Annotated in this window: 25 protein-coding genes and 1 tRNA gene; 9 read left to right on the top strand and 17 right to left on the bottom strand. The window is 64.1% G+C overall.

Features of this window, described 5'->3' with window-relative positions:
• Positions 1 to 52: 52 nt before the first annotated feature.
• The 5 genes from tdh to hemB form a co-directional block, all read right to left on the bottom strand.
• Entirely contained in the window at positions 53 to 1,078 is a 1,026-nt protein-coding gene (tdh, locus tag ACX17K_RS07285; RefSeq protein ID WP_021478204.1) for an L-threonine 3-dehydrogenase, read from the bottom strand.
• Positions 1,079 to 1,134: 56 nt separating this feature from the next.
• Positions 1,135 to 2,334, bottom strand: coding sequence for a glycine C-acetyltransferase (locus tag ACX17K_RS07290; RefSeq protein WP_493774297.1), 1,200 nt, complete (start codon positions 2,332 to 2,334; stop codon positions 1,135 to 1,137).
• Between the two features lie 15 nt (positions 2,335 to 2,349).
• A tRNA-Tyr gene (locus ACX17K_RS07295) sits at positions 2,350 to 2,441 on the bottom strand.
• 25 nt (positions 2,442 to 2,466) lie between these two features.
• Positions 2,467 to 2,667, bottom strand: coding sequence for a hypothetical protein (locus ACX17K_RS07300; RefSeq protein WP_493774298.1), 201 nt, complete (start codon positions 2,665 to 2,667; stop codon positions 2,467 to 2,469).
• 72 nt (positions 2,668 to 2,739) lie between these two features.
• On the bottom strand, positions 2,740 to 3,744 hold the full coding sequence (gene hemB / locus ACX17K_RS07305; RefSeq protein WP_493774299.1) for a porphobilinogen synthase: 1,005 nt from the start codon (positions 3,742 to 3,744) through the stop codon (positions 2,740 to 2,742).
• An 808-nt stretch (positions 3,745 to 4,552) separates the two neighbouring features.
• On the opposite strand from hemB, the gene ACX17K_RS07310 reads away from it, so the two are divergent.
• The gene (locus tag ACX17K_RS07310; RefSeq protein ID WP_493774300.1) at positions 4,553 to 5,665 is read left to right on the top strand and encodes a porin; all 1,113 of its coding nucleotides are present in this window, start codon (positions 4,553 to 4,555) and stop codon (positions 5,663 to 5,665) included.
• Between the two features lie 119 nt (positions 5,666 to 5,784).
• On the opposite strand, the gene dnaJ is transcribed toward ACX17K_RS07310, so the two are convergent.
• The 4 genes from dnaJ to grpE form a co-directional block, all read right to left on the bottom strand.
• Positions 5,785 to 6,909 carry a molecular chaperone DnaJ gene (dnaJ, locus tag ACX17K_RS07315; RefSeq protein WP_231151421.1) on the bottom strand — a complete coding sequence of 375 codons (1,125 nt, stop codon included), beginning with the start codon at positions 6,907 to 6,909 and terminating at the stop codon, positions 5,785 to 5,787.
• Between the two features lie 13 nt (positions 6,910 to 6,922).
• Positions 6,923 to 8,032: a fatty acid desaturase family protein gene (locus ACX17K_RS07320; protein WP_493774301.1), complete on the bottom strand. Its 1,110-nt coding sequence runs from the start codon at positions 8,030 to 8,032 to the stop codon at positions 6,923 to 6,925.
• A 118-nt stretch (positions 8,033 to 8,150) separates the two neighbouring features.
• Entirely contained in the window at positions 8,151 to 10,079 is a 1,929-nt protein-coding gene (dnaK, locus tag ACX17K_RS07325) for a molecular chaperone DnaK (protein WP_343481673.1), read from the bottom strand.
• Between the two features lie 114 nt (positions 10,080 to 10,193).
• The gene (grpE, locus tag ACX17K_RS07330; protein WP_493774302.1) at positions 10,194 to 10,739 is read right to left on the bottom strand and encodes a nucleotide exchange factor GrpE; all 546 of its coding nucleotides are present in this window, start codon (positions 10,737 to 10,739) and stop codon (positions 10,194 to 10,196) included.
• Between the two features lie 442 nt (positions 10,740 to 11,181).
• Here grpE and aceA point away from each other — a divergent pair, with 442 nt between their 5' ends.
• Positions 11,182 to 12,480 (top strand): isocitrate lyase, encoded by a 1,299-nt coding sequence (aceA, locus tag ACX17K_RS07335; protein WP_021478195.1) that lies wholly within the window; start codon positions 11,182 to 11,184, stop codon positions 12,478 to 12,480.
• Positions 12,481 to 12,574: 94 nt separating this feature from the next.
• Complete coding sequence (rraA, locus tag ACX17K_RS07340) at positions 12,575 to 13,054, top strand: ribonuclease E activity regulator RraA (RefSeq protein WP_493774303.1); 480 nt, start codon at positions 12,575 to 12,577, stop codon at positions 13,052 to 13,054.
• A 61-nt stretch (positions 13,055 to 13,115) separates the two neighbouring features.
• Here rraA and ACX17K_RS07345 read toward each other — a convergent pair whose 3' ends face one another.
• Positions 13,116 to 13,523 carry a GFA family protein gene (locus tag ACX17K_RS07345; protein ID WP_021478193.1) on the bottom strand — a complete coding sequence of 136 codons (408 nt, stop codon included), beginning with the start codon at positions 13,521 to 13,523 and terminating at the stop codon, positions 13,116 to 13,118.
• 166 nt (positions 13,524 to 13,689) lie between these two features.
• Between ACX17K_RS07345 and ACX17K_RS07350 the strand changes: the two genes are divergently transcribed.
• Entirely contained in the window at positions 13,690 to 14,487 is a 798-nt protein-coding gene (locus ACX17K_RS07350; RefSeq protein WP_493774304.1) for a substrate-binding periplasmic protein, read from the top strand.
• A gap of 70 nt (positions 14,488 to 14,557) precedes the next feature.
• Here ACX17K_RS07350 and panD read toward each other — a convergent pair whose 3' ends face one another.
• The 7 genes from panD to ACX17K_RS07385 form a co-directional block, all read right to left on the bottom strand.
• Positions 14,558 to 14,938: an aspartate 1-decarboxylase gene (gene panD, locus ACX17K_RS07355; protein ID WP_046168240.1), complete on the bottom strand. Its 381-nt coding sequence runs from the start codon at positions 14,936 to 14,938 to the stop codon at positions 14,558 to 14,560.
• A gap of 63 nt (positions 14,939 to 15,001) precedes the next feature.
• Positions 15,002 to 15,835 (bottom strand): pantoate--beta-alanine ligase, encoded by an 834-nt coding sequence (panC, locus tag ACX17K_RS07360; RefSeq protein ID WP_493774305.1) that lies wholly within the window; start codon positions 15,833 to 15,835, stop codon positions 15,002 to 15,004.
• Between the two features lie 19 nt (positions 15,836 to 15,854).
• Positions 15,855 to 16,643 carry a 3-methyl-2-oxobutanoate hydroxymethyltransferase gene (gene panB, locus ACX17K_RS07365; RefSeq protein ID WP_493774306.1) on the bottom strand — a complete coding sequence of 263 codons (789 nt, stop codon included), beginning with the start codon at positions 16,641 to 16,643 and terminating at the stop codon, positions 15,855 to 15,857.
• A 60-nt stretch (positions 16,644 to 16,703) separates the two neighbouring features.
• Positions 16,704 to 17,339 carry a deoxynucleoside kinase gene (locus tag ACX17K_RS07370; protein WP_493774307.1) on the bottom strand — a complete coding sequence of 212 codons (636 nt, stop codon included), beginning with the start codon at positions 17,337 to 17,339 and terminating at the stop codon, positions 16,704 to 16,706.
• Positions 17,336 to 17,848: a 2-amino-4-hydroxy-6-hydroxymethyldihydropteridine diphosphokinase gene (gene folK / locus ACX17K_RS07375; RefSeq protein WP_493774308.1), complete on the bottom strand. Its 513-nt coding sequence runs from the start codon at positions 17,846 to 17,848 to the stop codon at positions 17,336 to 17,338. Before folK ends, ACX17K_RS07370 begins: the two co-directional genes overlap by 4 nt.
• The gene (pcnB, locus tag ACX17K_RS07380) at positions 17,845 to 19,197 is read right to left on the bottom strand and encodes a polynucleotide adenylyltransferase PcnB (protein ID WP_221665226.1); all 1,353 of its coding nucleotides are present in this window, start codon (positions 19,195 to 19,197) and stop codon (positions 17,845 to 17,847) included. The genes folK and pcnB overlap by 4 nt, the downstream gene beginning before the upstream one ends.
• A gap of 117 nt (positions 19,198 to 19,314) precedes the next feature.
• On the bottom strand, positions 19,315 to 20,244 hold the full coding sequence (locus tag ACX17K_RS07385; protein ID WP_493774309.1) for a LysR family transcriptional regulator: 930 nt from the start codon (positions 20,242 to 20,244) through the stop codon (positions 19,315 to 19,317).
• 122 nt (positions 20,245 to 20,366) lie between these two features.
• On the opposite strand from ACX17K_RS07385, the gene ACX17K_RS07390 reads away from it, so the two are divergent.
• The 5 genes from ACX17K_RS07390 to ACX17K_RS07410 all read left to right on the top strand — a co-directional run bounded on the left by ACX17K_RS07390 (position 20,367) and on the right by ACX17K_RS07410 (position 25,332).
• Complete coding sequence (locus tag ACX17K_RS07390) at positions 20,367 to 21,380, top strand: zinc-binding alcohol dehydrogenase family protein (protein ID WP_493774310.1); 1,014 nt, start codon at positions 20,367 to 20,369, stop codon at positions 21,378 to 21,380.
• A 176-nt stretch (positions 21,381 to 21,556) separates the two neighbouring features.
• The gene (locus tag ACX17K_RS07395; protein WP_493774311.1) at positions 21,557 to 21,853 is read left to right on the top strand and encodes an antibiotic biosynthesis monooxygenase family protein; all 297 of its coding nucleotides are present in this window, start codon (positions 21,557 to 21,559) and stop codon (positions 21,851 to 21,853) included.
• Positions 21,850 to 22,812 carry an alpha/beta hydrolase gene (locus ACX17K_RS07400; protein ID WP_493774312.1) on the top strand — a complete coding sequence of 321 codons (963 nt, stop codon included), beginning with the start codon at positions 21,850 to 21,852 and terminating at the stop codon, positions 22,810 to 22,812. The genes ACX17K_RS07395 and ACX17K_RS07400 overlap by 4 nt, the downstream gene beginning before the upstream one ends.
• Positions 22,809 to 23,582: a glycine betaine ABC transporter substrate-binding protein gene (locus ACX17K_RS07405; RefSeq protein ID WP_493774313.1), complete on the top strand. Its 774-nt coding sequence runs from the start codon at positions 22,809 to 22,811 to the stop codon at positions 23,580 to 23,582. Before ACX17K_RS07400 ends, ACX17K_RS07405 begins: the two co-directional genes overlap by 4 nt.
• Before the next feature lie 232 nt (positions 23,583 to 23,814).
• Complete coding sequence (locus ACX17K_RS07410) at positions 23,815 to 25,332, top strand: efflux transporter outer membrane subunit (RefSeq protein ID WP_493774314.1); 1,518 nt, start codon at positions 23,815 to 23,817, stop codon at positions 25,330 to 25,332.
• Positions 25,333 to 25,381 lie beyond the last annotated feature (49 nt).

Below are 25,381 nucleotides of genomic sequence, written 5' to 3' on the forward strand. Positions count from 1 at the left end.
AAAAGCGGCTCCTCGCAGAGCCGCTTCGCATGCGGTGGAAACGGGACGATGCTCAGCGCCAATCCAGAATCACTTTGCCGCTTTGGCCGGACAGCATGGCGGCGAAGCCCTGCTCGAACTCGTCCACCTTGAAGTGGTGGGTGATGATGGGGCTGATGTCCAGACCGGACTGGATCAACGCCACCATCTTGTACCAGGTCTCGAACATCTCGCGGCCGTAGATGCCCTTGATTTCCAGGCCCTTGAAGATCACCTGGTTCCAGTCGATGGCGGTGTTGGACGGCGGAATGCCCAGCAGCGCCACCTTGCCGCCGTGGTTCATCGTTTCCAGCATCTGGCGGAAAGCCTGCGGATTGCCGGACATTTCCAGACCCACATCGAAGCCTTCGGTCATGTGCAGCTCCTGCATCACTGCCTTCAGGTCTTCGCGGGCGACGTTGACGGCGCGGGTGGCGCCCATCTTCTTCGCCAGATCCAGACGGTAGTCGTTGACGTCGGTGATCACCACGTGGCGCGCGCCGACATGCTTGGCGATGGCCACCGCCATGATGCCGATCGGGCCGGCTCCGGTGATCAGCACATCCTCGCCCACCAGGTTGAAGCTCAGCGCGGTGTGCACGGCGTTGCCGAACGGATCGAAGATGGAGGCCAGATCGTCGGAAACATCATCCGGAATCGGGAAGGCGTTGAAGGCCGGGATCACCAGGTATTCGGCGAACGCGCCTTCGCGGTTGACGCCCACGCCGGTGGTGTTGCGGCACAGGTGGCGGCGGCCGGCGCGGCAGTTGCGGCAATAACCGCAAGTGATGTGGCCTTCGCCGGACACGCGCTGGCCGATCTTGAAGCCCTGCACTTCCGAACCCATGCCGGCGACGACGCCGACATACTCGTGGCCGACGTGCATCGGCACCGGGATGGTCTTTTGCGACCATTCGTCCCAGTTCCAGATGTGGATGTCGGTACCGCAGATCGCGGTCTTGACGATCTTGATCAACAGATCGTTGTGGCCGACTTCCGGCAGCGGAACGTCGGTCATTTCCAGGCCGGGAGCGGCCTTCAGCTTGGCAAGCGCCTTCATGTCTCTATCCTTGGGCGCGCGGGCGTCTTGCCCGCGCCGCCTGTCATGCGGTCAAATCAGATTACGCCCAGCTCGCGACCGACCTTGGTGAACGCGGCCACGGCCTTCAACACCTGCTCTTCGCTGTGCGCGGCGGACATCTGGGTGCGGATGCGGGCCTTGCCCTTGGGCACCACCGGGTAGGAGAAGCCAATCACGTACACGCCTTCGGCCAGCAGCTTGGCGGACACTTCGCCGGCCAGGCGGGCGTCGCCCAGCATCACCGGGATGATCGGGTGCTCGCCCGGCACCAGGGTGAAGCCGGCGGCGGACATTTCCTTGCGGAACAGCTCGGCGTTGCGGCGCACCTTGGCGCGCAGCTCGGCGCCCTCGCCGCTCTTCAGGATGTTCAGCACTTCCACGCTGGCGGCGGCGATGGCCGGGGCCAGCGTGTTGGAGAACAGATAGGGGCGCGAGCGTTGGCGCAGCAAGTCGACGATAGGCTTGTGCGCGGCGACGTAGCCGCCGGACGCGCCGCCCAGCGCCTTGCCCAGCGTGCCGGTGTAGATGTCGACGCGGTCGGACACGCCGCAGTATTCCGGGGTGCCGGCGCCGGTTTCGCCGATGAAGCCGACCGCATGCGAATCGTCCACCATCACCAGCGCGTCATGACGCTCGGCCAGATCGCAGATGCCCTTCAGGTCGGCGATGATGCCGTCCATCGAAAACACGCCGTCGGTGACGATCAGCTTGAAGCGGGCGCCGGCGGCTTCAGCCGCCACCAGTTGCGCCTCGAGATCGGCCATGTCGTTGTTCTTGTAGCGGAAACGCTTGGCCTTGGACAGGCGCACGCCGTCGATGATGGACGCGTGGTTCAGCTCGTCCGAGATCACCGCGTCCTCTTCGGTCAGCAGGGTTTCGAACACGCCGCCGTTGGCGTCGAAACAGCTGGAATACAGAATGGTGTCGTCGGTGCCCAGGAAATCGGAAATCGACTTTTCCAGTTGCTTGTGGATGGACTGGGTGCCGCAGATGAAACGCACCGATGCGCAACCGTAGCCGTACTGGTCCATGCCGGATTTGGCCGCCAGCACCAGGCGCTTGTCGTCGGCCAGGCCCAGGTAGTTGTTGGCGCAGAAATTCAGCACCTGCTCGCCGCCGGCCAGCGCGATGCCGGAACTTTGCGGCGTGGCGATCACGCGTTCCGGCTTCTCGAAGCCGTCGGCCTTGATCTGGGCCAGCGTCGCCTGCAGGTGGGCAAGATAAGTGTGGTTCATGGCAGTCCTTTGGATTGGCGGGACGCGGGAATCGAACCCGCGTCCGCAGGCACCGCGCGCCGCTTATGGCGGCTGCGCGCCGAAACTGTCGCCATTTTAGCCCAGCCGCATGCGCGCTAGCAGTGACAGTTATCAGTGTTTTGGCGGCTCTCTGTCACCGTCATGTAACTTTTCCGAGGCATCGTCCTCCTCGTCCCAGTTCAGCGGCTTGACGCCAGGCGGCAGCTTGACCGGTGGCTCGCGTCTGGCCAGCCTGGCCAGCACGCCGGCCGCGGTGATGGCCGGCGCGGCGATCACCGCCAGCCAGAACCAGGTGGAGTGCAGCACATCCATATATCGCCCTTATATAGACAAACACCCCTCGCCGCTGTCTTGGCAAGGGGTGCGGCTCATCTATTCATGATATCAGCGCTGGCGCAGCAAGCGAGCCGCATCCATCGCGAAATAGGTGAGGATGCCGTCGGCGCCGGCGCGCTTGAAGGCGAGCAGGCTTTCCATCATGCACTTCTCTTCGTTGAGCCAGCCATTCTGGAACGCCGCCTTCAGCATCGCGTACTCGCCGGACACCTGATAGGCGAAGGTAGGTACATGGAAGGTGTCCTTGACGCGGCGGATCACGTCCAAGTAAGGCATGCCGGGCTTGATCATCACCATGTCGGCACCCTCCTCCAGATCCTGCGCCACTTCCTGGATCGCCTCTTCGATATTGGCCGGGTCCATCTGGTAGCTGTTCTTGTCGGCCTTGCCCAAGTTGGCGGACGAGCCCAGCGCGTCGCGGAACGGGCCGTAGAAGCCGGACGAATACTTGGCGGAGTACGCCAGAATCTTGGTGTGGATGAAGCCCTCTTCCTCAAACGCCTCGCGGAGGGCGCCGATGCGGCCGTCCATCATGTCGGACGGACCGAACACATCGACGCCGGCCTCGGCATGGCACAGGCCCTGCTTGATCAGGATTTCGGTGGTCTCGTCGTTCAGCACGTAGCCGTTGGCGTCAATCACGCCATCCTGGCCGTGGATGGTGTAGGGGTCCAGCGCGCCGTCAGTCATCACCCCCAGCTCCGGAAAGCGCTTTTTCAGCTCGCGCACCACGCGCGGGATCAAACCGTCCGGGTTGTAGGCCTCGCTGCCTTCATTGTCCTTGTTGCCGGTGATCACAGGAAACAGCGACAGCATCGGGATGCCCAGTTCCAGCGCCTCTTCGGCCACCGGCAGCAGCCTGTCCAGCGTCAGGCGCGGCGCGCCCGGCATCGACGGCACGTCCACCACCTGATTGCTGCCCTCCATCACGAAGACCGGGTAGATCAGGTCGTTGGTGGTCAGCACGTTCTCGCGCATCAACCGGCGGCTGAACTCGTCCTTGCGCATTCTGCGCATGCGGGTCACCGGGAAATAGCGATTAGCAAAAATCATGACGACAGCCCCTTAAAAAAGACATCGGCAATTGTACGCCCAATCCCCACGATGCGGCAGCGGGCTTTACGCATCGCCCCGATGCGTCCGCGCAGCGGCGGCCTTTCCGCCACGCGCCACCCGTGACGGCGCAGGACATCCTCGACTCGTTATCATGGCGAAAAAGCGAAACCGCCCATTTTTCAAATTCATTTAAGCATCCATCAGTTTTCCCAATGCCTGCCCTCACACTTCCGCATTCCACGCCGCAGGCCGACTCCAGCCTCTCCTCCCGGCGCAAGCGCTTGATCAAGCGACAACCATGATCAAGACAGACCCGTTCAACCATAGACGACATCCTTGATGACAAGCCTCCGCAGCGCATATCCGGCCACCCGCTGGCACTCATGCGCAGCGGAGCCTGGCTGCCATCAGCCCTGCCCTCATTCCCGAGCCATGGCTCTGCATGAACAAAACTCAATCATCATTAATTGTGCAATTGCAGCAAAATGCAAAAAAGCAACAAGCATTATCATTATTAACTAAAATTTTTATATTCCATACAAATCAATTCTTGCCAAAAATGCCATCCCCAGCATTAAAAACAAAAATAAATCACTGAATAGAAAGAAAATACCAATAAAGATTGAAATAAAGGCCTAAAAAATACACACGTCATTACAGCAAGCCATCCTGATATGTTAAGAAGTATGTCTTGACGGAAAACTCATCCCTCCCACACACTGCCGAACCTATCACGGCGGAATAAAAACAACACCGTCGGAAGGCGCCCCAGGGCAAAAAATCGAAACAAAGGGTTTTAGAGAAAATGAAGAAAATCGTACTCGCCGCCGCCGTGGCAGCGGCCATCCCGGCATTCGCCCAAGCCGATGTCAACATCTACGGCTCGCTGCGCACCGGCGTCTCCATCACCAAGAACAGCACCAACAACTACAGCTCCACTTTCGGCGTCGACGATTTCGGCAGCCGTATCGGCTTCCGCGGCAATGAAGATCTGGGCAATGGCCTGAAAACCATCTGGCAGGTAGAGACCGGCTTCTCAACCGACGGAACCAATGGCTTTGCCAGCACCGATTCCGGCACGCTGGCCAATCGCCAGACCTTCGTCGGCCTGGAAGGCGGCTTCGGCAAGATCCGCATGGGTTACATCACCGATGTGCTGGGCGACACCGAATCCACCGACAACCTGTACGGCCCGTACCGCGACAACATGGGCGCCGGCTTCCCGCTGTACGAAGCCACCGACGTGTTCGGCGCCTATGGCGACTCCCGCTTCAAGAACAGCGTCCGCTACGACTCCCCGGATTTCTACGGCTTCAACGCCTCTCTGCAATACGGCGCGGGCGAAAACAGCACCGCCGGCCAGATGAAGCAAGGCGATAAATACGGCCTGCGCCTCGCCTACCAGAATTCCGGCTTCTTCGGCGCCTGGGCTTATGCCGGCGCGATGAACACCAAGGGCGGCAGCAACAGCTCGACCAACCGTCTGGAAGGCGGCTACACCAGCGACGCGCTGTACCTGGCGGCGAGCTATCAGTGGGTTACGCTGTATGGCGACGCCCACGCCGCCAACAAGGACGGCTCGCTGAAACTGCCCGGCGTCGCCAGCCTGAGCCCCATCATCAATACCGGCATCAACAAGCTGGAAAACACCGGCTGGGCACTGAACGCCGCTTACACCATCGGCAACTTCAAGCCTTCGATACTCTACTCGAAGCGCAACGACGCCAAAGTGGACGGCATCCGCTACAGCCTGGGCGCCACCCAATGGGCCATCGGTCTGGACTACACGCTCAGCAAGCGCACGCTGCTGGAAGCCGGCTACGGCCAGGTGAAGGAAAACCGCGACGCTCAAACCATCAACAAGCACGCCAAGGACACTTCGTCCACCATCTGGGCGATGATGAAGCACAACTTCTAAGTCATCCCGGTTTCAGGAATGTGCGAACGGCCGCCCAATGGGCGGCCGTTTTGCTTTGCTGCGGCCAAACAAAAACGCCAGCCTGAGGCTGGCGTTTGGCACCGCTGGCCAACAGCGGCTTATTCGAAGAAATCGCGCAGCTTGTCCATGAAGGACTTGGAACGCGGGTTGTGGGTGGCCACATCGCCCTGGCTGATTGCCTCGAACTCGCGCAGCAGCTCTTTCTGGCGTTCGGTCAGCTTGACCGGAGTCTCCACCACCACATGGCAATGCAGATCGCCGAATTCAGCGCCGCGCACCGCCTTCACGCCCTTGCCGCGCAGACGGTAGACGCGCCCGCTCTGGGTTTCCGGCGAGATCTTCACCTTGGCCATGCCGTCCAGCGTCGGAATTTCCACCTCGCCGCCCAATGCCGCGGTGGAGAAGGAAATCGGCATCTCGCAATGCAGGTCCATGCCGTCGCGCTGGAACACCGCGTGCTGCTTGATGTGGGTGACCACATACAGATCGCCTGCCGGGCCGCCATTCTGGCCTGGTTCGCCCTCGCCGCCCAGACGGATGCGGTCGCCCTCGTCGACGCCGGCCGGGATCTTCACGTTCAGCGTCTTGGTGGTCTTCTTCTGCCCCGCGCCGTGGCAGCTGGTGCATGGATCGGTGATCTGCTTGCCGCTGCCGTGGCAGGTCGGGCAGGTCTGCTGGATCGAGAAGAAGCCCTGGCTCATCCGCACCTGGCCGTGGCCGCCGCAGGTGGCGCAGGTCTTGGGCTGGGTGCCCGGCTTGGCGCCGGTGCCGCTGCAGGTTGTGCAGGACTCGTGCGACGGAATGCGGATCTGTTTCTCGCAGCCGCGCGCCGCTTCTTCCAGCGAGATCTCCATGTTGTAGCGCAGATCGGCTCCGCGGTAGACATTGGAGCGCCCGCCGCCGTTGCCGCCCCGGCCGCCGCCGAAGATGTCGCTGAAGATGTCGGCGAAATCGCCGAAGCCGCCGAAGCCCTGGCCGCCGCCCGCGCCGGCCTGCGGGTCAACCCCGGCATGGCCGAACTGGTCGTAGGCGCCGCGCTTCTGGCTGTCGGACAGGATCTCGTAGGCTTCCTTCACCTCCTTGAACTTGTCCTCCGCTTCCTTGCTGTCCGGATTGCGGTCCGGATGGTACTTCATCGCCAGCTTGCGGTAGGCTTTCTTGATGTCGTCGTCGGAGGCGTCGCGGTTGACGCCGAGCACGTCGTAATAGTCTCGTTTGGACATCTTGCTGTCACTCTCAAATTCTGGTTGCCGCAGCAACAGGACCCACGCTCAGCGCGGCCGGTTGTCGCCCCATCTGTTTTAAAAAGCGGAAATGCGCCCTCATCGCCGACCACACCGACTGGAACGACTGGTAGGGCATGCCATGCTCGCGACAGGCTTCGGCGACTATCCTGCTCAGCGCCGGATAGTGGACATGGCTGGTCTTGCGGAACAAATGATGCTCGACCTGGAAATTCAGGCCGCCCATGTAAAAAGTCACCAGGCGGTTACCGCAAGCGAAATTGGCCGTGGTTTTCAACTGATGCACCGCCCACTCGTCCGCCATCTTGCCGTCGTCGCCCGGCAGCGGAAACGCCGCGCCTTCCACCGTGTGGGCCAGCTGGAACACCACCGACAAGGTCAGGCCGAACAGCAGGTGCACGCCCAGGAAGGCCAGCAGCACATGCGAAAACGGATGGTACAAAGCAGGCAAAACCAGCGCATAGCCGATATACAGCAACTTGGTGGCCACGAAATAAGGCCATTCCCACCATGCCCGCTTCGGCAGCGGCGTGTCGCCGATCTTGCCGCGTATCATCTTGTGCCAATCGCTGAACAGCAACCAGAACAGCGTCAACAGGCTATACAGGACCACCGCGTACCAATGCTGCAGCCGGTGCCAGGGCCGCCACGGCGTGGCGGGCGACAAGCGCATCAGGCTGCCCAGCGCGATGTCGTCGTCCTTGCCGTCGACATTGGTGTAAGTGTGGTGCAACACATTATGTTTCTGCTGCCACATGCTCTGGCTGCCGCCCAGCACTTCCATGCTGGAACCCATCAGCCAATTCACCCAGCGCTTGCGCGAATAGCTGCCGTGCGCGCCGTCGTGCATCACGTTGAAGGCGATCAGCACCAAGCCTTGCGTCAGGCCGAAACCGGCCAGCAGCGCCGTCCACAAATGCTCCGCGCCCCACACCAGCATCGCGTAGCTGAAACCAGCCAGCGCGTAGGAAAACACAGTCTTGAAATGCAATAGCCGGTTGCCGGTGTGGCGCTGGCCGGTTTGCTGAAAATAGGCATCAACCCGGGACTTCAGCGTTTCGAAAAACGGCCCGCGGGCCGAAAAGGTGATACGGGACGACATGCACTCTCCAAAAGACCGGACCTGAAGGCGTCACGCAAACGCCGATGACCGGAGCAAGCCCCGGGGCTTCCCGGAGGGCTTGGCCCGGTCATCTGGCGCCTTCATGACAAGACGGCTATCAGGCCTTGTCTTTCTTCACTTCTTCGAACTCGGCGTCAACCACGTTGCCTTCGTCCTTCTTGTCGCCAGCGGCGGCCTGCGCGCCTTCGGCGCCGCCTTCCGCCTGAGCAGCCTGGGCATACATGATCTCGCCCAGCTTCTGGCTGGCCTTGGCCAGTTCTTCAGCCTTGGCTTCGATGGCTTCCTTGTCGTCGCCCTTCACCACTTCCTCGGCCGCCTTGATGGCGTCTTCGATCTTGGCCTTTTCATCGGCGCCGATCTTGTCGCCGTGCTCGGACAGCGACTTCTTGATGCTGTGGATCAAGCCTTCGGCGTGGTTGCGCGCGGTCACCAGCTCGTGCAGCTTCTTGTCTTCCTCGGCGTTGGCTTCGGCATCCTGCACCATGCGCTCGATCTCGGCTTCGGACAGACCGGAAGAGGCTTGGATGGTGATGTTGGCCTGCTTGCCGGAAGCCTTGTCCTTGGCGGACACGTGCAGAATGCCGTTGGCGTCGATGTTGAACTCGACCTCGATCTGCGGAATGCCGCGCGGCGCCGGCGGGATGTCGCCCAGATTGAACTGGCCCAGCGACTTGTTGGCGGCGGCCTTCTCGCGCTCGCCCTGCAGCACGTGGATGGTCACCGCGGTCTGGTTGTCGTCGGCGGTGGAGAAGGTTTGCGAAGCCTTGGTCGGGATCGTGGTGTTCTTCTGGATCAGCTTGGTCATCACGCCGCCCAGGGTTTCAATGCCCAGCGACAGCGGGGTCACGTCCAGCAGCAGCACGTCCTTGCGGTCGCCCGACAGCACGGAGCCCTGGATCGCGGCGCCGACGGCCACGGCTTCGTCCGGGTTCACGTCCTTGCGCGGCTCCTTGCCGAAGAATTCCTTGACCGCGTCCTGCACCTTGGGCATGCGGCTCTGGCCGCCGACCAGGATCACGTCGGTGATGTCGGACAGCGACACGCCGGCGTCCTTCAGCGCCACGCGGCACGGTTCGATCGAGCGGGCGATCAGGTCGTCGACCAGGCTTTCGAACTTGGCGCGGGTGATCTTCATCGCCAAGTGCTTCGGACCGGTCGCGTCCATGGTGATGTACGGCAGGTTCACTTCGGTCTGGGTGGCGCTGGACAGCTCGATCTTGGCCTTTTCAGCGGCTTCCTTCAGGCGTTGCAGCGCCATCACGTCCTGCTTCAGATCGACGCCTTGCTCTTTCTTGAACTCGGTGACGATGTAGTCGATCAGGCGCTGGTCGAAGTCTTCGCCGCCCAGGAAGGTGTCGCCGTTGGTCGACAGCACTTCGAACTGGTGCTCGCCGTCCACGTCGGCGATTTCAATGATGGACACGTCGAAGGTGCCGCCGCCCAGGTCGTATACCGCGATCTTGCGGTCGCCTTCCTGCTTGGCCAGGCCGAAGGCCAGCGCGGCCGCGGTCGGCTCGTTGATGATGCGCTTCACTTCCAGGCCGGCGATGCGGCCGGCGTCCTTGGTCGCCTGGCGCTGGCTGTCGTTGAAGTAGGCCGGCACGGTGATCACCGCTTCGGTCACTTCTTCGCCCAGGTAGTCTTCGGCGGCCTTCTTCATCTTGCGCAGCACTTCGGCGGAGATTTGCGGCGGAGCCAGTTCCTGGTCGCGCGCCTTCACCCAGGCGTCGCCGTTCTTGGCTTTCAGGATTTCGAAAGGCATCAGGTCGATGTCCTTCTGCACTTCCTTATCCTCGAAGCGGCGGCCGATCAGGCGCTTGGCGGCATAAATGGTGTTCTTCGGGTTGGTCACCGCCTGGCGCTTGGCCGGCGCGCCCACCAGGATCTCGCCGTCTTCGACGTAGGCGATGATGGACGGGGTGGTGCGGTTGCCTTCGGCGTTTTCGATGACTTTCGGGTTGCCGCCTTCCACCACTGCCACGCAGGAGTTGGTGGTGCCCAGGTCGATACCGATGATTTTACCCATGATGTATTCCTTTTCTCTATTCGTTCCGGCTTTGGCTGGTTTGATAGCCAGAGCCTGTTGTCTCAATAAATATTGGCTATGCCGCGCTTTTCAAGAGGGCGGCATCCGCCTTTTTTATGCTTTGGCCTTCGCCACCACCACCATGGCCGGGCGCAGCACGCGGTCGGCCAGCAAATAGCCCTTCTGCATCACGCGCACCACGGTGTTCGGCTCGGCGTCGGACTCTTCCGCGCTCATCGCCTGGTGCTGGTGCGGATCCAGCTTGTCGCCGGCCTTGGGCGCGATGTCCTTGATCTGCGCCTTGTCGAAGGCGGAGACCAGCTGCTTCAGCGTCATGTCCACACCCATCTTCAGGGTGTCGATCTGGCCGCTCTGGTCCAGCAGCGCCATTTCCAGATAATCCTTGACCGTCACCAGCTCGCCGGCAAACTTGCCGATCGCATATTTATGCGCGGCCGCCACCTCGTCCTGCGCGCGGCGGCGCTGGTTGTCCAGCTCGGCGCGGGCGCGCAGCAGGGTGTCGTTCAGTTCGGCGATTTCGGCTTCCAGCCCGGCGATATGCTGCTCGGGGGTCTGCTCCAGCTCGGTATGCGCCGCGCTGGCGGTATCGGTCATTTCGTTTTCCACGGCTTCCGCCGCCTGGTTTTGGTTCTCTTGCATGACGTTTCCTCGGAATTGCACCGGCTAAATTGATGTCCAGACCCAAGGTAGGGACTTTCGCAGCGATTTCAAGCCCTGACTCGCATATCTCTACATCAAGAAAAAAATAGTCAATGCGCGTATTTCTACGGCTGATTTTTCGCAAACAATGCATTTGCCGCACTGAAATATTCGTTTGAAGCAGCACATTGTTAGCTAATGAAAATATTGGATTTTTTCTGTGCTGCACTGCACACAATGCGATTTTTTTGTGCTTATAATGGCCGCACACCAAGGAGAAAACCGTTGCGGCGGCGCAAAAAACGCAGCCCCGCTCGGCCAAGAAAAATCAGGTCGAACAGACCCGGTTTCGACAAAAATCCGGCACACCGGATACGCCGTACAGCCATCGAGGACGCCGGTTCGCCGGCGAGCACAGAAACGTTTCGAGAAGGGTTTCAACATGACGACTCGCGAACAACGCATTGCAGCGATCCAGAAAGACTGGGACGAAAACCCGCGCTGGAAGGGAATCAAGCGTGGCTACAGCGCCGCCGACGTCGAGCGCCTGCGCGGCTCGCTGCAGGTGGAGCACAGCCTGGCGCGCCACGGCGCGGAAAAGCTGTGGAAGCTGGTCAACAACGAACCGTACGTCAACTGTCTGGGCGCGCTGACCGGCGGCCAGGCCATGCAGCAGGTGAAAGCCGGCGTCAAGGCCATCTACCTGTCGGGCTGGCAGGTGGCGGCGGACAACAACGAATACTCGGCGATGTACCCGGACCAGTCGCTGTATCCGGTGGACTCGGTGCCCAAGGTGGTGGAACGCATCAACAACACCTTCACCCGCGCCGACGAAATCCAGCACGCCAAAAACATCGAACAAGGCGACAAGGGCTATGTCGACTACTTCGCGCCCATCGTCGCCGACGCCGAAGCCGGCTTCGGCGGCGTGCTGAACGCCTATGAGCTGATGAAGTCGATGATCCGCGCCGGCGCAGCCGGCGTGCACTTCGAAGACCAGCTGGCTTCGGTGAAGAAATGCGGCCACATGGGCGGCAAGGTGCTGGTGCCGACCCAGGAAGCGATCCAGAAGCTGATCGCCGCCCGCCTGGCGGCTGACGTCTACGGCGTGCCTACGCTGGTGATCGCCCGCACCGACGCCGAAGCGGCCGACCTGCTGACCAGCGACGTGGACCCCAACGACGAGCCCTTCCTGACCGGAGAGCGCACCGCCGAAGGCTTCTACAAGACCAAGAAGGGTCTGGAGCAGGCGATCAGCCGCGCGGTGGCCTACGCCGACTACGCCGACCTGGTATGGTGCGAGACCGGCACGCCGGACCTGGAGTTCGCCCGCAAGTTCGCCGAAGCCGTGCATGCCAAGCATCCGGGCAAGCTGCTGGCCTACAACTGCTCGCCGTCGTTCAACTGGAGAAAGAATCTGGACGACGCCACCATCGCCAAGTTCCAGCGCGAGCTGGGCGCGATGGGCTACAAGTATCAGTTCATCACCCTGGCCGGCATCCACAGCATGTGGTTCAACATGTACGACCTGGCGCAGGACTACGTGGCGCGCGGCATGTCCGCCTACGTCGAAAAAGTGCAGGAGCCCGAGTTCGCCGCCCGCGACCGCGGCTACAGCTTCGTGTCCCACCAGCAAGAAGTGGGCACCGGCTACTTCGACGACGTCACCACCGTGATCCAGGGCGGAACCTCTAGCGTCACCGCGCTGACCGGCTCCACCGAGGAAGAACAGTTCCATTAAGCCGCCACAAGCGGCGCACCCAAAGCCCGCGTACCCCGCGGGCGATGCCGCCCACCCTCACCGGTGGGCGGCATTTTCATATCCGGGAGACGACATGAGCTTGGCCACTACCGACCTGTGCGACGCTTTCGACGCGGAAATCCAGGTTCTGGACCCGATCTTTCAATCGTTCGGCGGCAACATCCGCTTTCACGGCCCGATCGCCACGCTGAAACTGTTCGAGGACAACAGCCTGGTGCGCGAGACGCTGGGCGAAGCCGGAAACGGCCGGGTGCTGGTGGTGGATGGCGGCGGCTCGCGCCGTTGCGCGCTATTGGGCGACCAGCTTGGCGAACTGGCGGTGAAGAACGGCTGGGCCGGCCTGGTGATAGACGGCTGCGTGCGCGACAGCGCGGCGCTGGGCAAACTGCCGCTGGGCGTCAAGGCGCTAGCCGCGCATCCGCGCAAGTCGGTAAAGCTGGGAAGCGGCCAGAAGGAACTGCCGGTGCGCATCGCCGGGGGGGACCTCTCGCCCGGCCAATGGCTGTACGCCGACGAAGACGGCGTGGTCGTCAGCCCCAGGCAGCTAGCTTAACGCCCACCCGGGCCCAAGAAGCCGCTTTTCAGTCCGCCCCGCGCAAGAAAGGGCTAATCGCTCAGCCGCCGCAGCGCTGATGCACGGGCAGCGCGCTCTGCGCGTTGGCGGTGCCCCACTCCAGCCGCTGCTCCCACCAGGTATGGTGCTCCGGCACCAGCACCTCGGGCGTGTCCAGCGAGGCGGCGGTGACGTCGATCTCTTCCGGGTCGGACTCGTGGAAATAGGTGAGCGTGGAGCCGCAATGCGGGCAGAAGCCGCGCGACACCGCCGCCGACGAGTGATACTGCATCGGCCGCTCGCCGCGCCACTCCAGCTCGTGCACCCGGATGGTGAACCAGGTGACGAAGGCGGCGCCGCTGGCCCGGCGGCAACTGCGGCAATGGCAATGGGTGATGTGGCATGGCGTGCCGCGCAAGCGATAGCGCACCGCGCCGCACAGACAGCCTCCGGTCAGGCCTACGCTCATCGACGCTCCTTCGCAGGATTGGAATGCGGCATCCGCCGCCTCTCCATTTCACTATGCCTCAGCCATGCTGCAAGTGCAAAAAAACCATTGCGCCAATGCCTTCAGACATCCCGGACAGATGGCAAACGCCGCATACAATGGAATATGCACTTCTCGGGAAACCGCCATGCGCCGCATCCTCTCCGCCGTCCTGCTCTGCCTGGCGCTGCCGCATGCGCCCGCTTCCGCTCAGGAGCCCGACCGCTCGCCGGTGCGCATCTGCGACGACGGCGATGAGTGGCCGCCGTACACCTATTACCGCCGGGCCGAGGGCAAGCCGACGACCGAAATCACCGGCTTCTCGGTCGAAGTGATAAGCGCCATTCTCGGCAAGCACGGCATTCCGTTCTCCATTGTCCTGCCGCCATGGAAGCGCTGTCTGGCATCGATAGAGGCTGGGGAGAACTACGTGATGGCGCTCAGCGCCAGCAAGAACCCGGATCGGGAGAAGCGCTTCCTGTTTTCAGCGCCCTACTACCAGACTCACTATTACGTGTTCTACGCGAAAGACCGTTTTCCCCAGGGGCTGAAGCTGGACAGCCAGGCCGACCTCAACCGCTATCGGCTGGGCGGCGTCAAAGGCTATGCCTACGCCAGCCTGGATAGCGTGGACAAGAGCAGAATGATACTCGCCGCCAGCTATACCGAACTGGTGAAGATGATGAAGGCCGGCCGACTAGACGTGTTCGCGGAAGACTATGAAGTGATGGCCGGCCTGGCCAGCGTCGGCACGCTGGACGTGATCGGCGACTCGGCGATAGGGCACGCGCCGCTGCCCGGCACCCACCCCAACCCCTTCCATATGATTTTCAGCCGCAAAAATCCGCGCGGCGAGGCATTGAGGCAGCTGGTCGACGAAGAGCTGGAATCGATGCGCCGCTCCGGCCAGTTGGCCCGCCTGCTGGCCAAGTACGTCAAACGCTAGCAAAAAAGCAAATCGCCGCGGGCGGCCCTTTCGGACTGCCGCGCGGCGACAAGGCGAAACAAATGGAAGATCAGGCCGGCTGGGTCGGCGTGGCGCCCTTCACTTCGGTGAGGCGGTTTTCGCCGTCGACGAACACCAGCTTGGGCGAGTGCCCCTTCAGCTCGGCGTCCTCGTACTGCGCGAACGAGGCGATGATCAGCAGGTCGCCCGGCGCGGCGCGGCGCGCGGCCGAACCGTTGACCGAGATCACGCCGGAGCCGCGCTCGGCCTTGATCGCGTAGGTGGCGAAACGCTCGCCGTTGGTCACGTTCCAGATCTGCACCTCTTCGTACTCGAGAATGTCCGCCGCTTCCAGCAGGTTCTCGTCGATGGCGCAGGAGCCGATGTAATGCAGCTCCGCGTGCGTGGTGGTCACGCGGTGGAGCTTGGACTTGAGCATATTGCGTTGCATGGCAGTTTTCCTTCTCGTTCCGTTTCGGAGCGCCCGGCGCGGCGTCAGCCGCGCCGACGGCTCTCAGCGGAATACCTCGATATTGTCGATCAGACGGGTCTTGCCCAGCCGCGCGGCGGCCAGCGCCACCAGCCGTTTCTCGCCGGCATGGGCGATTTCCAGCGTATCGGCCTGACGCACCTCCACGTAATCCACGGTCCAGCCGGCAGCGGCCAGATCGTCGCGCGCGGCGTTCTCCAGCGCGGCGTAGTCCTGGCTCCCGGACAACAGGCCGTCGCGGATCATGGACAGGTTGCGGTACAGACGCGGCGCCTCGGCGCGCTCTTCGGCAGACAAGTAGCCGTTGCGCGACGACAACGCCAGGCCGTCGGCGGCTCGGCCGGTGTCCACCGGGACGATTTCGATCGGCGAGTTCAGGTCGGCGATCATCGCCTGGATCACGTGCAGCTGCTGGTAGTCCTTCTTGCCGAAACAGGCCAGGTCAGGCTGCACGATGTTGAACAGCTTGGTGACCACGGTGGCCACGCCGCGGAAGTGCCCGGGACGGAAGGCGCCGCACAGCTCGTCCTGGATATGCGGCGGCTCGACGTTGAAGTCCTGCCGCACGCGCGGATACAGCTCGCGCTCGGTCGGGAAGAACAGCGCGTCCACGCCGGCGGCGGCCAGCTTGGCGCAATCGGCGTCGAAAGTGCGCGGGTAAGCGTCGAAGTCCTCGCCCTGGCCGAACTGCAGTCGGTTGACGAAGATGCTGACCACCACTTTTTCGGCGCGTTCTCGCGCCGCGGCCACCAGCTTCAGGTGCCCCTCATGCAGATTGCCCATCGTGGGCACGAAAGCCAGCTTGCCCGCCTGCTTGCGCCAGGCGCGCATCTCGGCCACGGTACGGATGATTTCCATCTCTCGTTCTCTTCCGGGCTCAGTAAGTGTGTTCCGCCGCCGGGAAGGATTGGTCCTTCACCGCCTTGACGTAGGCTTGGACAGCGCCCTGGATGCTGTCCGCCTCTTCCATGAAATTCTTGACGAACTTGGCCTTCTTGCCCGGATACACGCCCAGCATGTCGTGCAGCACCAGCACCTGGCCGGAAGTATCCGCGCCGGCGCCTATGCCTATGGTCGGCACCTTGACGGTTTCGGTGATCTCTTTGGCCAGCGGCGCCGGCACGCATTCCATCAACACCAGGCTGGCGCCGGCTTCGGCCAGCGCCTTGGCGTCGTTCAGGATGCGCTGCGCGTCCTCGCCCCTGCCCTGCACGCGGTAGCCGCCGAACATGTTGACGTACTGCGGCGTCAGGCCGATGTGGGAGCACACCGGAATGCCGCGCTCCACCAGGAAGCGGGTGGTCTCGGCCATATAGGCGCCGCCTTCCAGCTTCACCATGTGGGCGCCGGCTTGCAGCAGGCGCGCGGCGTGGGCGAACGCTTGCTGCGGGCTTTCCTGGTAGGCGCCGAAAGTCATGTCGCCGAGGATCAGCGCGTTCTTGCTGCCGCGGGCCACGCAGCGGATGTGGTAGAGCATGTCCTCCTCGCTGACCGGCAGCGTGGAGTCCACGCCTTGCATCACCGGCCCCAGCGAGTCGCCGACCAGCAGGATTTCCACGCCGGCTTCATCCAGCAGGCTGGCGAAGCTGGCGTCGTAGCAGGTCAGCATGCTGATCTTCTGGCCTTCCGCGGCCAGCTTGTGCAGGGTATTGACGGTTATTTTCATTTCTCGACTTCCTCGTGTTCCATCTGCGGCGTCCAGGGGGACGATGCAACCGGTCCCCGGTCAGACGCTCTTGTTGAAATAACTGCGCTGGCCGCGCATTTCTGCAATGCAGCGGATCAATAACTCGAAGTCCTCGCCGTCGTCCACCAGATTGAGATGGTCTGTGTTGACGATCAGCAACGGCGCCGACTCGTACTGATGGAAAAACTCGCTGTAGCCGGCATGGACGCGCTTGAGGTAGCCCTCGGGGAAGTTCACCTCGTAGTCCACCGCGCGCGCGGCCACCCGCTGCAGCAGGATGTCCTCGGACGCCTGCAGATAAATCACCAGGTCCGGCACCGGATGCTCCGGCAGCGACAGCCGCGCCAAACGCTGGTAAACCGCCAGCTCGTTCTCGTCCAGATTAAGGCGGGCGAACAGCGCGTCCTTCTCGAACAGGAAGTCCGACACCAGCGGTGCGGCCTGCAGCTCGCCGCTGATCATCTCGCGCGCGATGTCCGCCCGCTGCAGCAGAAAGCTCAGCTGGGTGGACAGCGCGTGGGCCGGCATATTGCGATAGAAGCGCGGCAGGAAGGGATTGGCGGCCGGGTCCTCGGCCTTCAGTTGCACGCCCCAGTACTCTGACAGCCGGCGGGCCAGCGAAGATTTGCCCGAGCCTATCGGCCCCTCCACCACCACGTATCGCAATTGACTCATGCTTGTTCCTGTTTGTTCGGGTTGGCCTCGTCGTCCAGGCGCTCCACGCCGTCGCCGGCCAGCGCCGCCGACAGCGCGGCTACGTCGCCGACGCCCGGCAGCGTCGATCCGCCGGCGATCTCGGCCAGCGGCGCCATCACGAAGGCGCGCTCATGCATCCGGGGATGAGGCAGGATCAGCCGCGGATCCTCGAGAAAGACGCCATCGTAATACAACAAGTCAAGATCCAGCACCCTTGGCGCGTTGCGGAAGCTGCGTTCGCGGCCGAAGCGTTGCTCCAGCGCCAGCAATTCGTCCAGCAGCCGGTGGGGCGGAAGCGCGGTGTCCAGCAGGGCCACCGCGTTGATGAAATCGGGCTGGTCGGCGTAACCGACCGGCGCGGTGCGGTACAGCGAGGAGTGGCGGACCATCTCGGTCCCGGCCAAATGGCCAAGGGCCGCGAGAGCGGCCCTGACCTGCTGTTCCGGCTGCTCCAGATTGCTGCCCAGAGCCACGTAGGCCAGCGTCACTCGGCGCTCTCCCCCGCGCCCTCGGGCTTGCGGCGGCCACTGCGCCGGCGGCGGCGCTTCTTGGCGGGTTCTTCCGCCCCGCCCTCTTTCGCCTCGGCGATCAGGCGCTCGCACTCATCGCCGTCGGCGCGCTGGAAGCGCTCCCACCACTCGACCAGGGCGCTCGGCACTTCGCCGGCCTCGCTGCGCAGCGCCAGGAAGTCATAGGCGGCGCGGAAGCGTGGCTGCTCAAGGAAACGGTACGGACGGCCGCCGGTGCGGCTGTCGAAACGCGCCTGCAGCGTCCAGATTTCGCGCATGGTCACGCTGAAGCGGCGCGGAATGGCGAAATCGTTGTCCTGCTCGTTCTCGACATCGGAAATGGCGTCCAGCAACGCCGGCAGGCTCTTCTCGCCGGCCTCGCAGCGGCGCTGCCAGCCCTGGGCCACCTGGCGCCACAACAAGGTGGCCAACAGGAAACCTACGGAAATCGGCTTGTCGGCGCGCAGACGGGCGTCAGTGCTGTCCAGACTCAGCTTCAGGAAGGCGTCTTCGCCGCCCTTGTCGTCCATCACCGCGTCCAGCAGCGGGAACACGCCGCGCGCCAGGCCTTCTTCGCGCAGCTTTTTCAGGCAGGCGTAGGCATGGCCGGACATCAGCAGCTTGAGCAATTCATCGAACAAGCGGGCCGGCGGCTCCTTCTTCAACAGATGGGCGTGGGAACGGATCGGCTTCTTGGTGTCCTCGTCGATCTCGAAGCCCAGCTTGGCCGCCAGGCGCACCGCGCGCAGCATGCGCACTGGGTCTTCCTGATAGCGGCGCGCCGGCTGGCCTATCATCACCAGCTTCTTGGCGTGCAGGTCCCTGACGCCGTTGTGGTAATCGATGACGGTTTCGTTGGACGGATCGTAGAACAGCGCGTTGACGGTGAAGTCGCGGCGGTGCGCATCCTCTTCCTGGCTGCCGAAGCTGTTGTCGGCCATGATGCGGCCGGTTTCATTGGTGTCGTCGACGCTGCCGCCGCGGAAGGTGGTCACCTCGATGGTTTCCGGGCCCATCATCACGTGGACGATGCGGAAACGGCGGCCGATGATGCGGGAGCGGCGGAACAGATGATGCACCTGCTCCGGCGTGGCGTTGGTGGCCACGTCGAAGTCTTTGGGCGACACGTCCAGCATCAGGTCGCGCACCGCGCCGCCCACCACGAAGGCGGAGAAGCCGGCCTCCTGCAGACGGGAGGTCACGCGCAGCGCGGCGTGGCTGAGCTGGTCGCGGCGAACGCCGTGCTGCGGCAGCGGATAGACGCGCGGCTTGCCGCGGCGCTTGCCCATGGGCAATTCCAGAACTTTACGGATGAGCTTGCGGATCATTTGGAAGATAGTGGCTTGGAATGCTGGATTCGCAAGGTTAGAGATTCAAGGTCGCGATTATAGCCCGAATCCCCGCGGAAAATACACATCGGCCCTTCCCTCCCCAGGAAACTTGTTTCAATCGGCGCGGTCGGCACCGGGTTCCGCCAGATACTGTTCTAGGCAATGTTGCAGATGCGCGCGCAGCGCCGCCACTGCCGGCGACAGCATCAAGCGGTGCGGGGTCACCAGGCACAAGGGCGTCGCCTCGGTTTCATAGCCGGGCAGCAAGCGCGCCAGCCGTCCGGCGCGCAGATCGGCCAGCACGTCCAGCCGGGATTTGTAGGCGATGCCGCAGCCATCCACCGCCCAGCGCCGCACGACCTCCCCATCGTCGCTGAGCCAGCGCCCTCCCACCGCCACCGTCTGCCGCTGGCCATCGCGCTCGAAGCTCCAGCGCTCGTGCACCGCCGTTCCCAACACCATCCGCAGGCACTGGTGGCCGCGCAAATCCTGCGGCGTCTCCGGCGCGCCATGGCGGGCCAGATAGTCCGGCGACGCGCACAGCACGCGGCGGTTGTCCGGCATCAGCGGCAACGCCACCAGGCTGGAATCTTCGGGCACGCCATAGCGCAGCGCCACGTCCACCGGCTGGCGGTAGAGATCGGCCACGCGGTCGCTGATCCGCAATTGGAGGCCCAGCCCGGGATGCGATCGCAAAAAATCGTCCAGCCAAGGCCTAAGCAGGTTGCGTCCCAGATCCGACGGCATCGACAGCGACAGGCTGCCGGACAGTTCGCTCCGATCCTGCTCCAGCGCCAGCCTGCCCGCCTGCAGCGCGTCCAGCGCGCCGCGGGCGTGCTCCAGATAGCGCTCTCCGGCCAGCGTCAGCCTCAGGCTGCGGGTGGAGCGCGCCAGCAGCTGCGCGCCCAGCGCCTGCTCCAGCCGCTTCAAGGCGGCGCTGGCCACCGCCGGGCTGAGATCCAGCTGCCGCGCGGCCGCCGACAGGCTGCCATTGTCCGCGGCGCGGATGAATACCTGCAAATCGTCTACTCGAACCATTTTCATCAAAATTTTTTTGAAACTGATTCATATATTAGCCGGATTTTCTTTAAATCAAACCACAATACCATGCGAGGCATCACGAAGGCGGACCCTGCGCCGCCCGGATAGCAAACAAGGAAACCGAAATGAAAGCCGTCGCCTACTACCAAAGCCTGCCCATCTCCCACCCAGAAGCGCTGCAGGACGTGCAGCTGCCCGAGCCGGCCATCGGCGAGCATGACTTGCTGGTGGAAGTGAAAGCCATCTCCGTCAACCCGGTGGATGTCAAAGTGCGCGCCAATATGGCGCCGGAGGCCGGCCAAGCCCGCGTGCTGGGCTGGGACGCCGCCGGCGTGGTGAAGGCCGTCGGAGCCAAGGCCAGCCTGTTCCAGCCGGGCGACCGCGTCTGGTACGCCGGCGCGCTGCAACGGCCCGGCGCCAACAGCGAACTGCACGCGGTGGACGAGCGCATCGTCGGCAAGATGCCGGACAGCCTGGATTTCGAAACCGCCGCCGCGCTGCCGCTGACCGCCATCACCGCCTGGGAATTGCTGTTCGACCGCCTTCAGGTGCTGGCCAACAAGCAGCCATCCGGCAAGAAGCTGCTGGTGGTCGGCGCGGCCGGCGGCGTCGGCTCCATCCTGGTCCAGCTGGCGCGCCAGCTGACCGGCCTCACTATCATCGGCACCGCCTCGCGGCCGGAAACCCAGGCCTGGGTCAAAGAACTGGGCGCCCATCACGTCATCGACCACCGCCAGCCGCTGAGCCGGGAGCTCAAGCGCATCGGCGTCGACCAAGTCGATTACGTCGCCAGCCTGAACCAGACGGATGCCCACTTCTCCGAGATCGTCGAATCGCTGGCGCCGCAGGGCAAGCTCGCGCTGATCGACGACCCGGCCGCGCTGGACATTGCCCAGCTGAAGCGCAAGAGCCTCTCGCTGCACTGGGAGTTCATGTACACCCGCTCGATGTTCGCCACCGACGACCAGATCGAACAACACAAGCTGCTGACCGAGCTGGCGCGGCTGGTGGACGCCGGCATCGTCAAGAGCACGGTCGCCGAGCGCTTCGGCGCGATCAATGCCGCCAATCTCAAGCGCGCCCACGCGCTGCTGGAAAGCAATACCGCCAAAGGCAAGATCGTGCTGGCCGGCTTCTGAGAACCTGCTTGCGATCTGCCGCGCGTCGGCGATACGGCGTTGAAATGTCTTCAGAACGCTCATGCACCCCCATATGCATATTCCGCTTCTTCAGCCATTTTCGCCTTGTCGCGCCCTAGCTCGCGAGATCGTACACAGGTTCTGAGCCCCCCCTCATCCACCAGGACTCATGTGAAATGATCGTTGAAATCGTCCGCCTGCGCGTCAAGCCGGGCCAACTGCAAGACTTCGAAACCGCCTGGGCCGAAGCGTCGGCCCGCTACCTGCGCGGCAAACCGGGCTATCAGGCGCATAAGCTGGGCCGCCAGCTCGAGACCGAGCGCGACTATCTGCTAGCGGTGCAGTGGGATAGTCTGGACGCCCACCGGGCTTTCATGGCCCACGAGGATTTCCAGCCGTTCGCCCAAAGCTTCTGGCGCTACTTCGACGGCGAGCCGGAACTAGTCCACTTCCAGCCGGACCCGGCGCTGTGAGCCAGCGGGCCGATGCGCCGATGGCGGCCTTCCTGGCGCAGGCCCGCGCCGCCGGCGCGCTGGACATCGAGCCCGAGAGCCTGGAACGGGCGCGGGCCTCCGCCGAGGCCTTGCGCCGCTGGCAGGCGCCGCCGGAACCGGTGGACGCGGTGACGACGCTGGCGATACCGGTCGCCGACGGCTTTTCCCTGCCGGCGCGGCTGTACCGCCCGGCGGACAGCGGATCGACGCAGCTGCCGCTGGCGGTATTCGCCCACGGCGGCGGCTGGACGCGCGGCTCGCTGGGTTTGTACGACGCCCCGGCGCGGGCGCTGGCCAATGCCGGCCGCTGCCTGCTGCTAGTGCCGGACTACCGGCTGGCGCCGGAGCACCGCTTCCCTACGCCGCTGCTGGACATGGTCGCCGCCGTTCAGTGGGCCGTTACCCATGCCCGCGAGCTGGGCGCCGACGCCGAGGCTCCGGCGTTGGCCGGCGACAGTGCCGGCGGCAACCTGGCCGCGGCGGCCTGCCTGTGGCTGCGCGACCACGGCGGCCCGGCGATCCGCCACCAGCTATTGATCTACCCCGCCACCGATTGCCGTTTCGACACCGAATCCTACCGGCGCTACGCTGACGGCCACCTGCTGACCCGCGAAGCGATGCAGGCCTGCTGGCATATGTATCTGCCCGACGAAGCCGCCGCCGCGTCGCCCTATGCCTCGCCGCTGCGCGCAAACCTGGCCGGCTTGCCGCCGGCCACGGTGATCGTCTGCGGACAGGATCCCTTGCGCGACGACGGACTGGATTACGCCGCCCAGCTGCGAACGGCCGGCGTGCCGGCCGAAACCATCCTGCTGCCGGATTTGATTCATGCCAGCCTTCACCTGGACGGTGTCGCGCCCGCCGCGCGCGCCATCCTGCTGCATGCCGGCCGCGCGCTGCGGCAGGCATCCGCCAATTCAGCCAAGGAACTGCGATGACAACTGACCGCATCACCCTGATCACGATAGACCTGTCCTTCCATGCCGCCAGCGCCGCCGCGGTGGCCGCCGTTCTGGAACGGCACGGCGTGGCGGTCGAAGAGCGTCGCGCGCCGCACGAGCGCGCGTTCGAGCTGCTGGCGGCTGGCCAGGGCGACATGCTGTGCAGCGCCTGGCTGCCCGGCAGCCACGGCGCCTATCTCGCGCCGATAGCGGACGAAATCGAAAAGCTGGCCGCGCTGTATTCCCCCTACGCGCTGTGGGGCGTGCCCGACTATGTGCCGGCGGAAGCGGTGGCCGAAATCGCCGATCTGAAAAAACCGGACGTCTCGGCGCGGATGGTCAAGAAGATACAAGGCATCAATCCCGGCGCCGGCATCAGCCGCTTCTCCCGCGAAATCGTCGCCCGCTACCGGCTGGACGAGGATGGCTACCATTTCGAAAACGGCAGCCTGGAAGATTGCGTCTCCGCGTTCGAACACGCCGTCGCGCGGCGCGACTGGATGGTAGTGCCGCTGTGGCAACCACAATTCCTGCACTGGCGCCACCGCATCCGCGAACTGGCGGACCCGGACAAGCTGTTGCGCGGCCAAGATCAGGCGACGCTGCTCATCCGCAAGGCCGCGCTGGCCCGCCTGCCGCCAGCTGCCGTAGACAACTTGCGCGCGCTGCGGCTGGGCAACCGGACCGTCGCCTGGCTGGACCATCTGATCAGCCGCGAGGGCATGGCGCCGGCCGCGGCCGCTCGGCAATGGCTGTCGTCCATCTGACTCTCCGCCCCCTCCCCCGCGTTCGGCCAAACGGGAGCGACAGTCATGTTCAACAAGACGACATTCACAAAACCACACCATCAACCCAGTAGACATATGAACGAAATCCAGAGAGCATACGGGATTCATTCCCTTGCTCCGTCCAAGAGAGCCCTCGCAAGGGAAGAAATCGGGGAAGGCCGCAGATCCGGATGATGGCCGCGCGGCATTCCTGCACATTCAGGAGCACGCTGTGTATTCCAGATCCAATTCTCCATCCGCCCGTCCGCGGCAGGCCGCCGCCGGCAGGCCGTCCTGGCGCCGCCTCGCGCTGCTTGCCCTGGTCCTGTCCCAGGCCGGCTGCGCGGTCGGCCCCGACTTCAAATCCCCCATCCTGCCGGACGCCGCCAAACGCGGTTATTCGGAAACGCCGCTGCCGGCAGCCACCGCCAGCACCGAACGGGCCGGTTCCGCCGGCGCCGGCCAGCGGCTGGTCAACGGCGGCGAACTGCCCGCGCAATGGTGGACGCTGTTCCGCTCTCCAGAGCTGGACCAGCTGATCCGCGCCGCGCTGGAGCACAACCCCACGCTGGAAGCCGCCCAGGCGGCGCTGGTCCAGACCCGCGAGAGCTACAACGCGGCCTCGGGCAGCCTGCTGTTCCCCAATGTCAACGCCCAGCTGGGCGGCGGCCGCCAGCGCGCGATCCTGACCGGCACCACGCCCAGCGAGTTCAACGTCTATAGCGCCACCCTCAATGTGTCCTACACGCTGGACCTGTTCGGCGGCTCCCGCCGCCAGCTGGAAGGCCTGATGGCCGCCGCCGACTACCAGCGCTTCCAGACCGAGGCCGCCTACCAGACGCTGGTCGCCAACGTGGTCACCGCCGCGGTTCAGGAAGCTTCGCTGCGCGGCCAGTTGCAGTCCACGCGGGAATTGCTGAAGGCTCAGGAAGCCCAGCTGGCCATCGTCGACAAGCAGGTGGCGCTCGGCGCCCAGGCCCGCTCCGCGGCGCTGAGCCAGGGCACGCTGGTGGCGCAGACCCGCGCCCAACTGCCGCCGCTGGAAAAAGCGCTGGCGCAAACCCGCAACCTGCTGGCGACGCTGGCGGGCCGCTTCCCCGGCGAAGGCGGCCTGCCGGAATTCCGGCTGGAATCGCTGAAGCTGCCGGACGAGCTGCCGGTGTCGCTGCCGTCCGACCTTGCCCGCCAGCGCCCGGACATCCGCGCCAGCGAGGCGCTGTTGCATCAGGCCAGCGCCAATGTCGGCGTCGCCACCGCGAACCAGTATCCGCAGATCACCCTCAGCGGCAGCTACGGCACTCAGCACACGGTGCTGCCCAACATGGATGTCGGCAACACCTTGTGGAACGTCACCGGCGGGCTGCTGCAGCCGCTGTTCAACGGCGGCGCGCTCAGCGCCAAGCGCCGCGCGGCCGAGGCGGCCTACCGGCAAGCCGAGGCGCAATACCGGGCAACCGTGCTGAAGGGTTTCCAGGACGTCGCCGACAGCCTGCGCGCGGTGGACGCCGACGCCATGGCGTTGAAAGCCCAGGCCGACGCCGAATCCCAGGCGCGCGAATCGCTGACGGTGCACGAGCGGCAATACAAGCTGGGCGGCATCAGCTACCTGGCCCTGCTGGACGCCGAACGCAGCTACCAGCAGGCCAAGATCGGCCTGATCCAGGCCCAGGCCGCCCGTTACAGCGACACCGCGGCGCTGTTCGTGGCGCTGGGCGGCGGCTGGTGGAAGCAGCCGGCAGCCGCCGACTGACCGACAGGACACACACACATCGCCCGCCGCGAGCGGCGGGCCGGCCAAT

The organism is Chromobacterium sp. INPA-IVC (assembly GCF_059047085.1).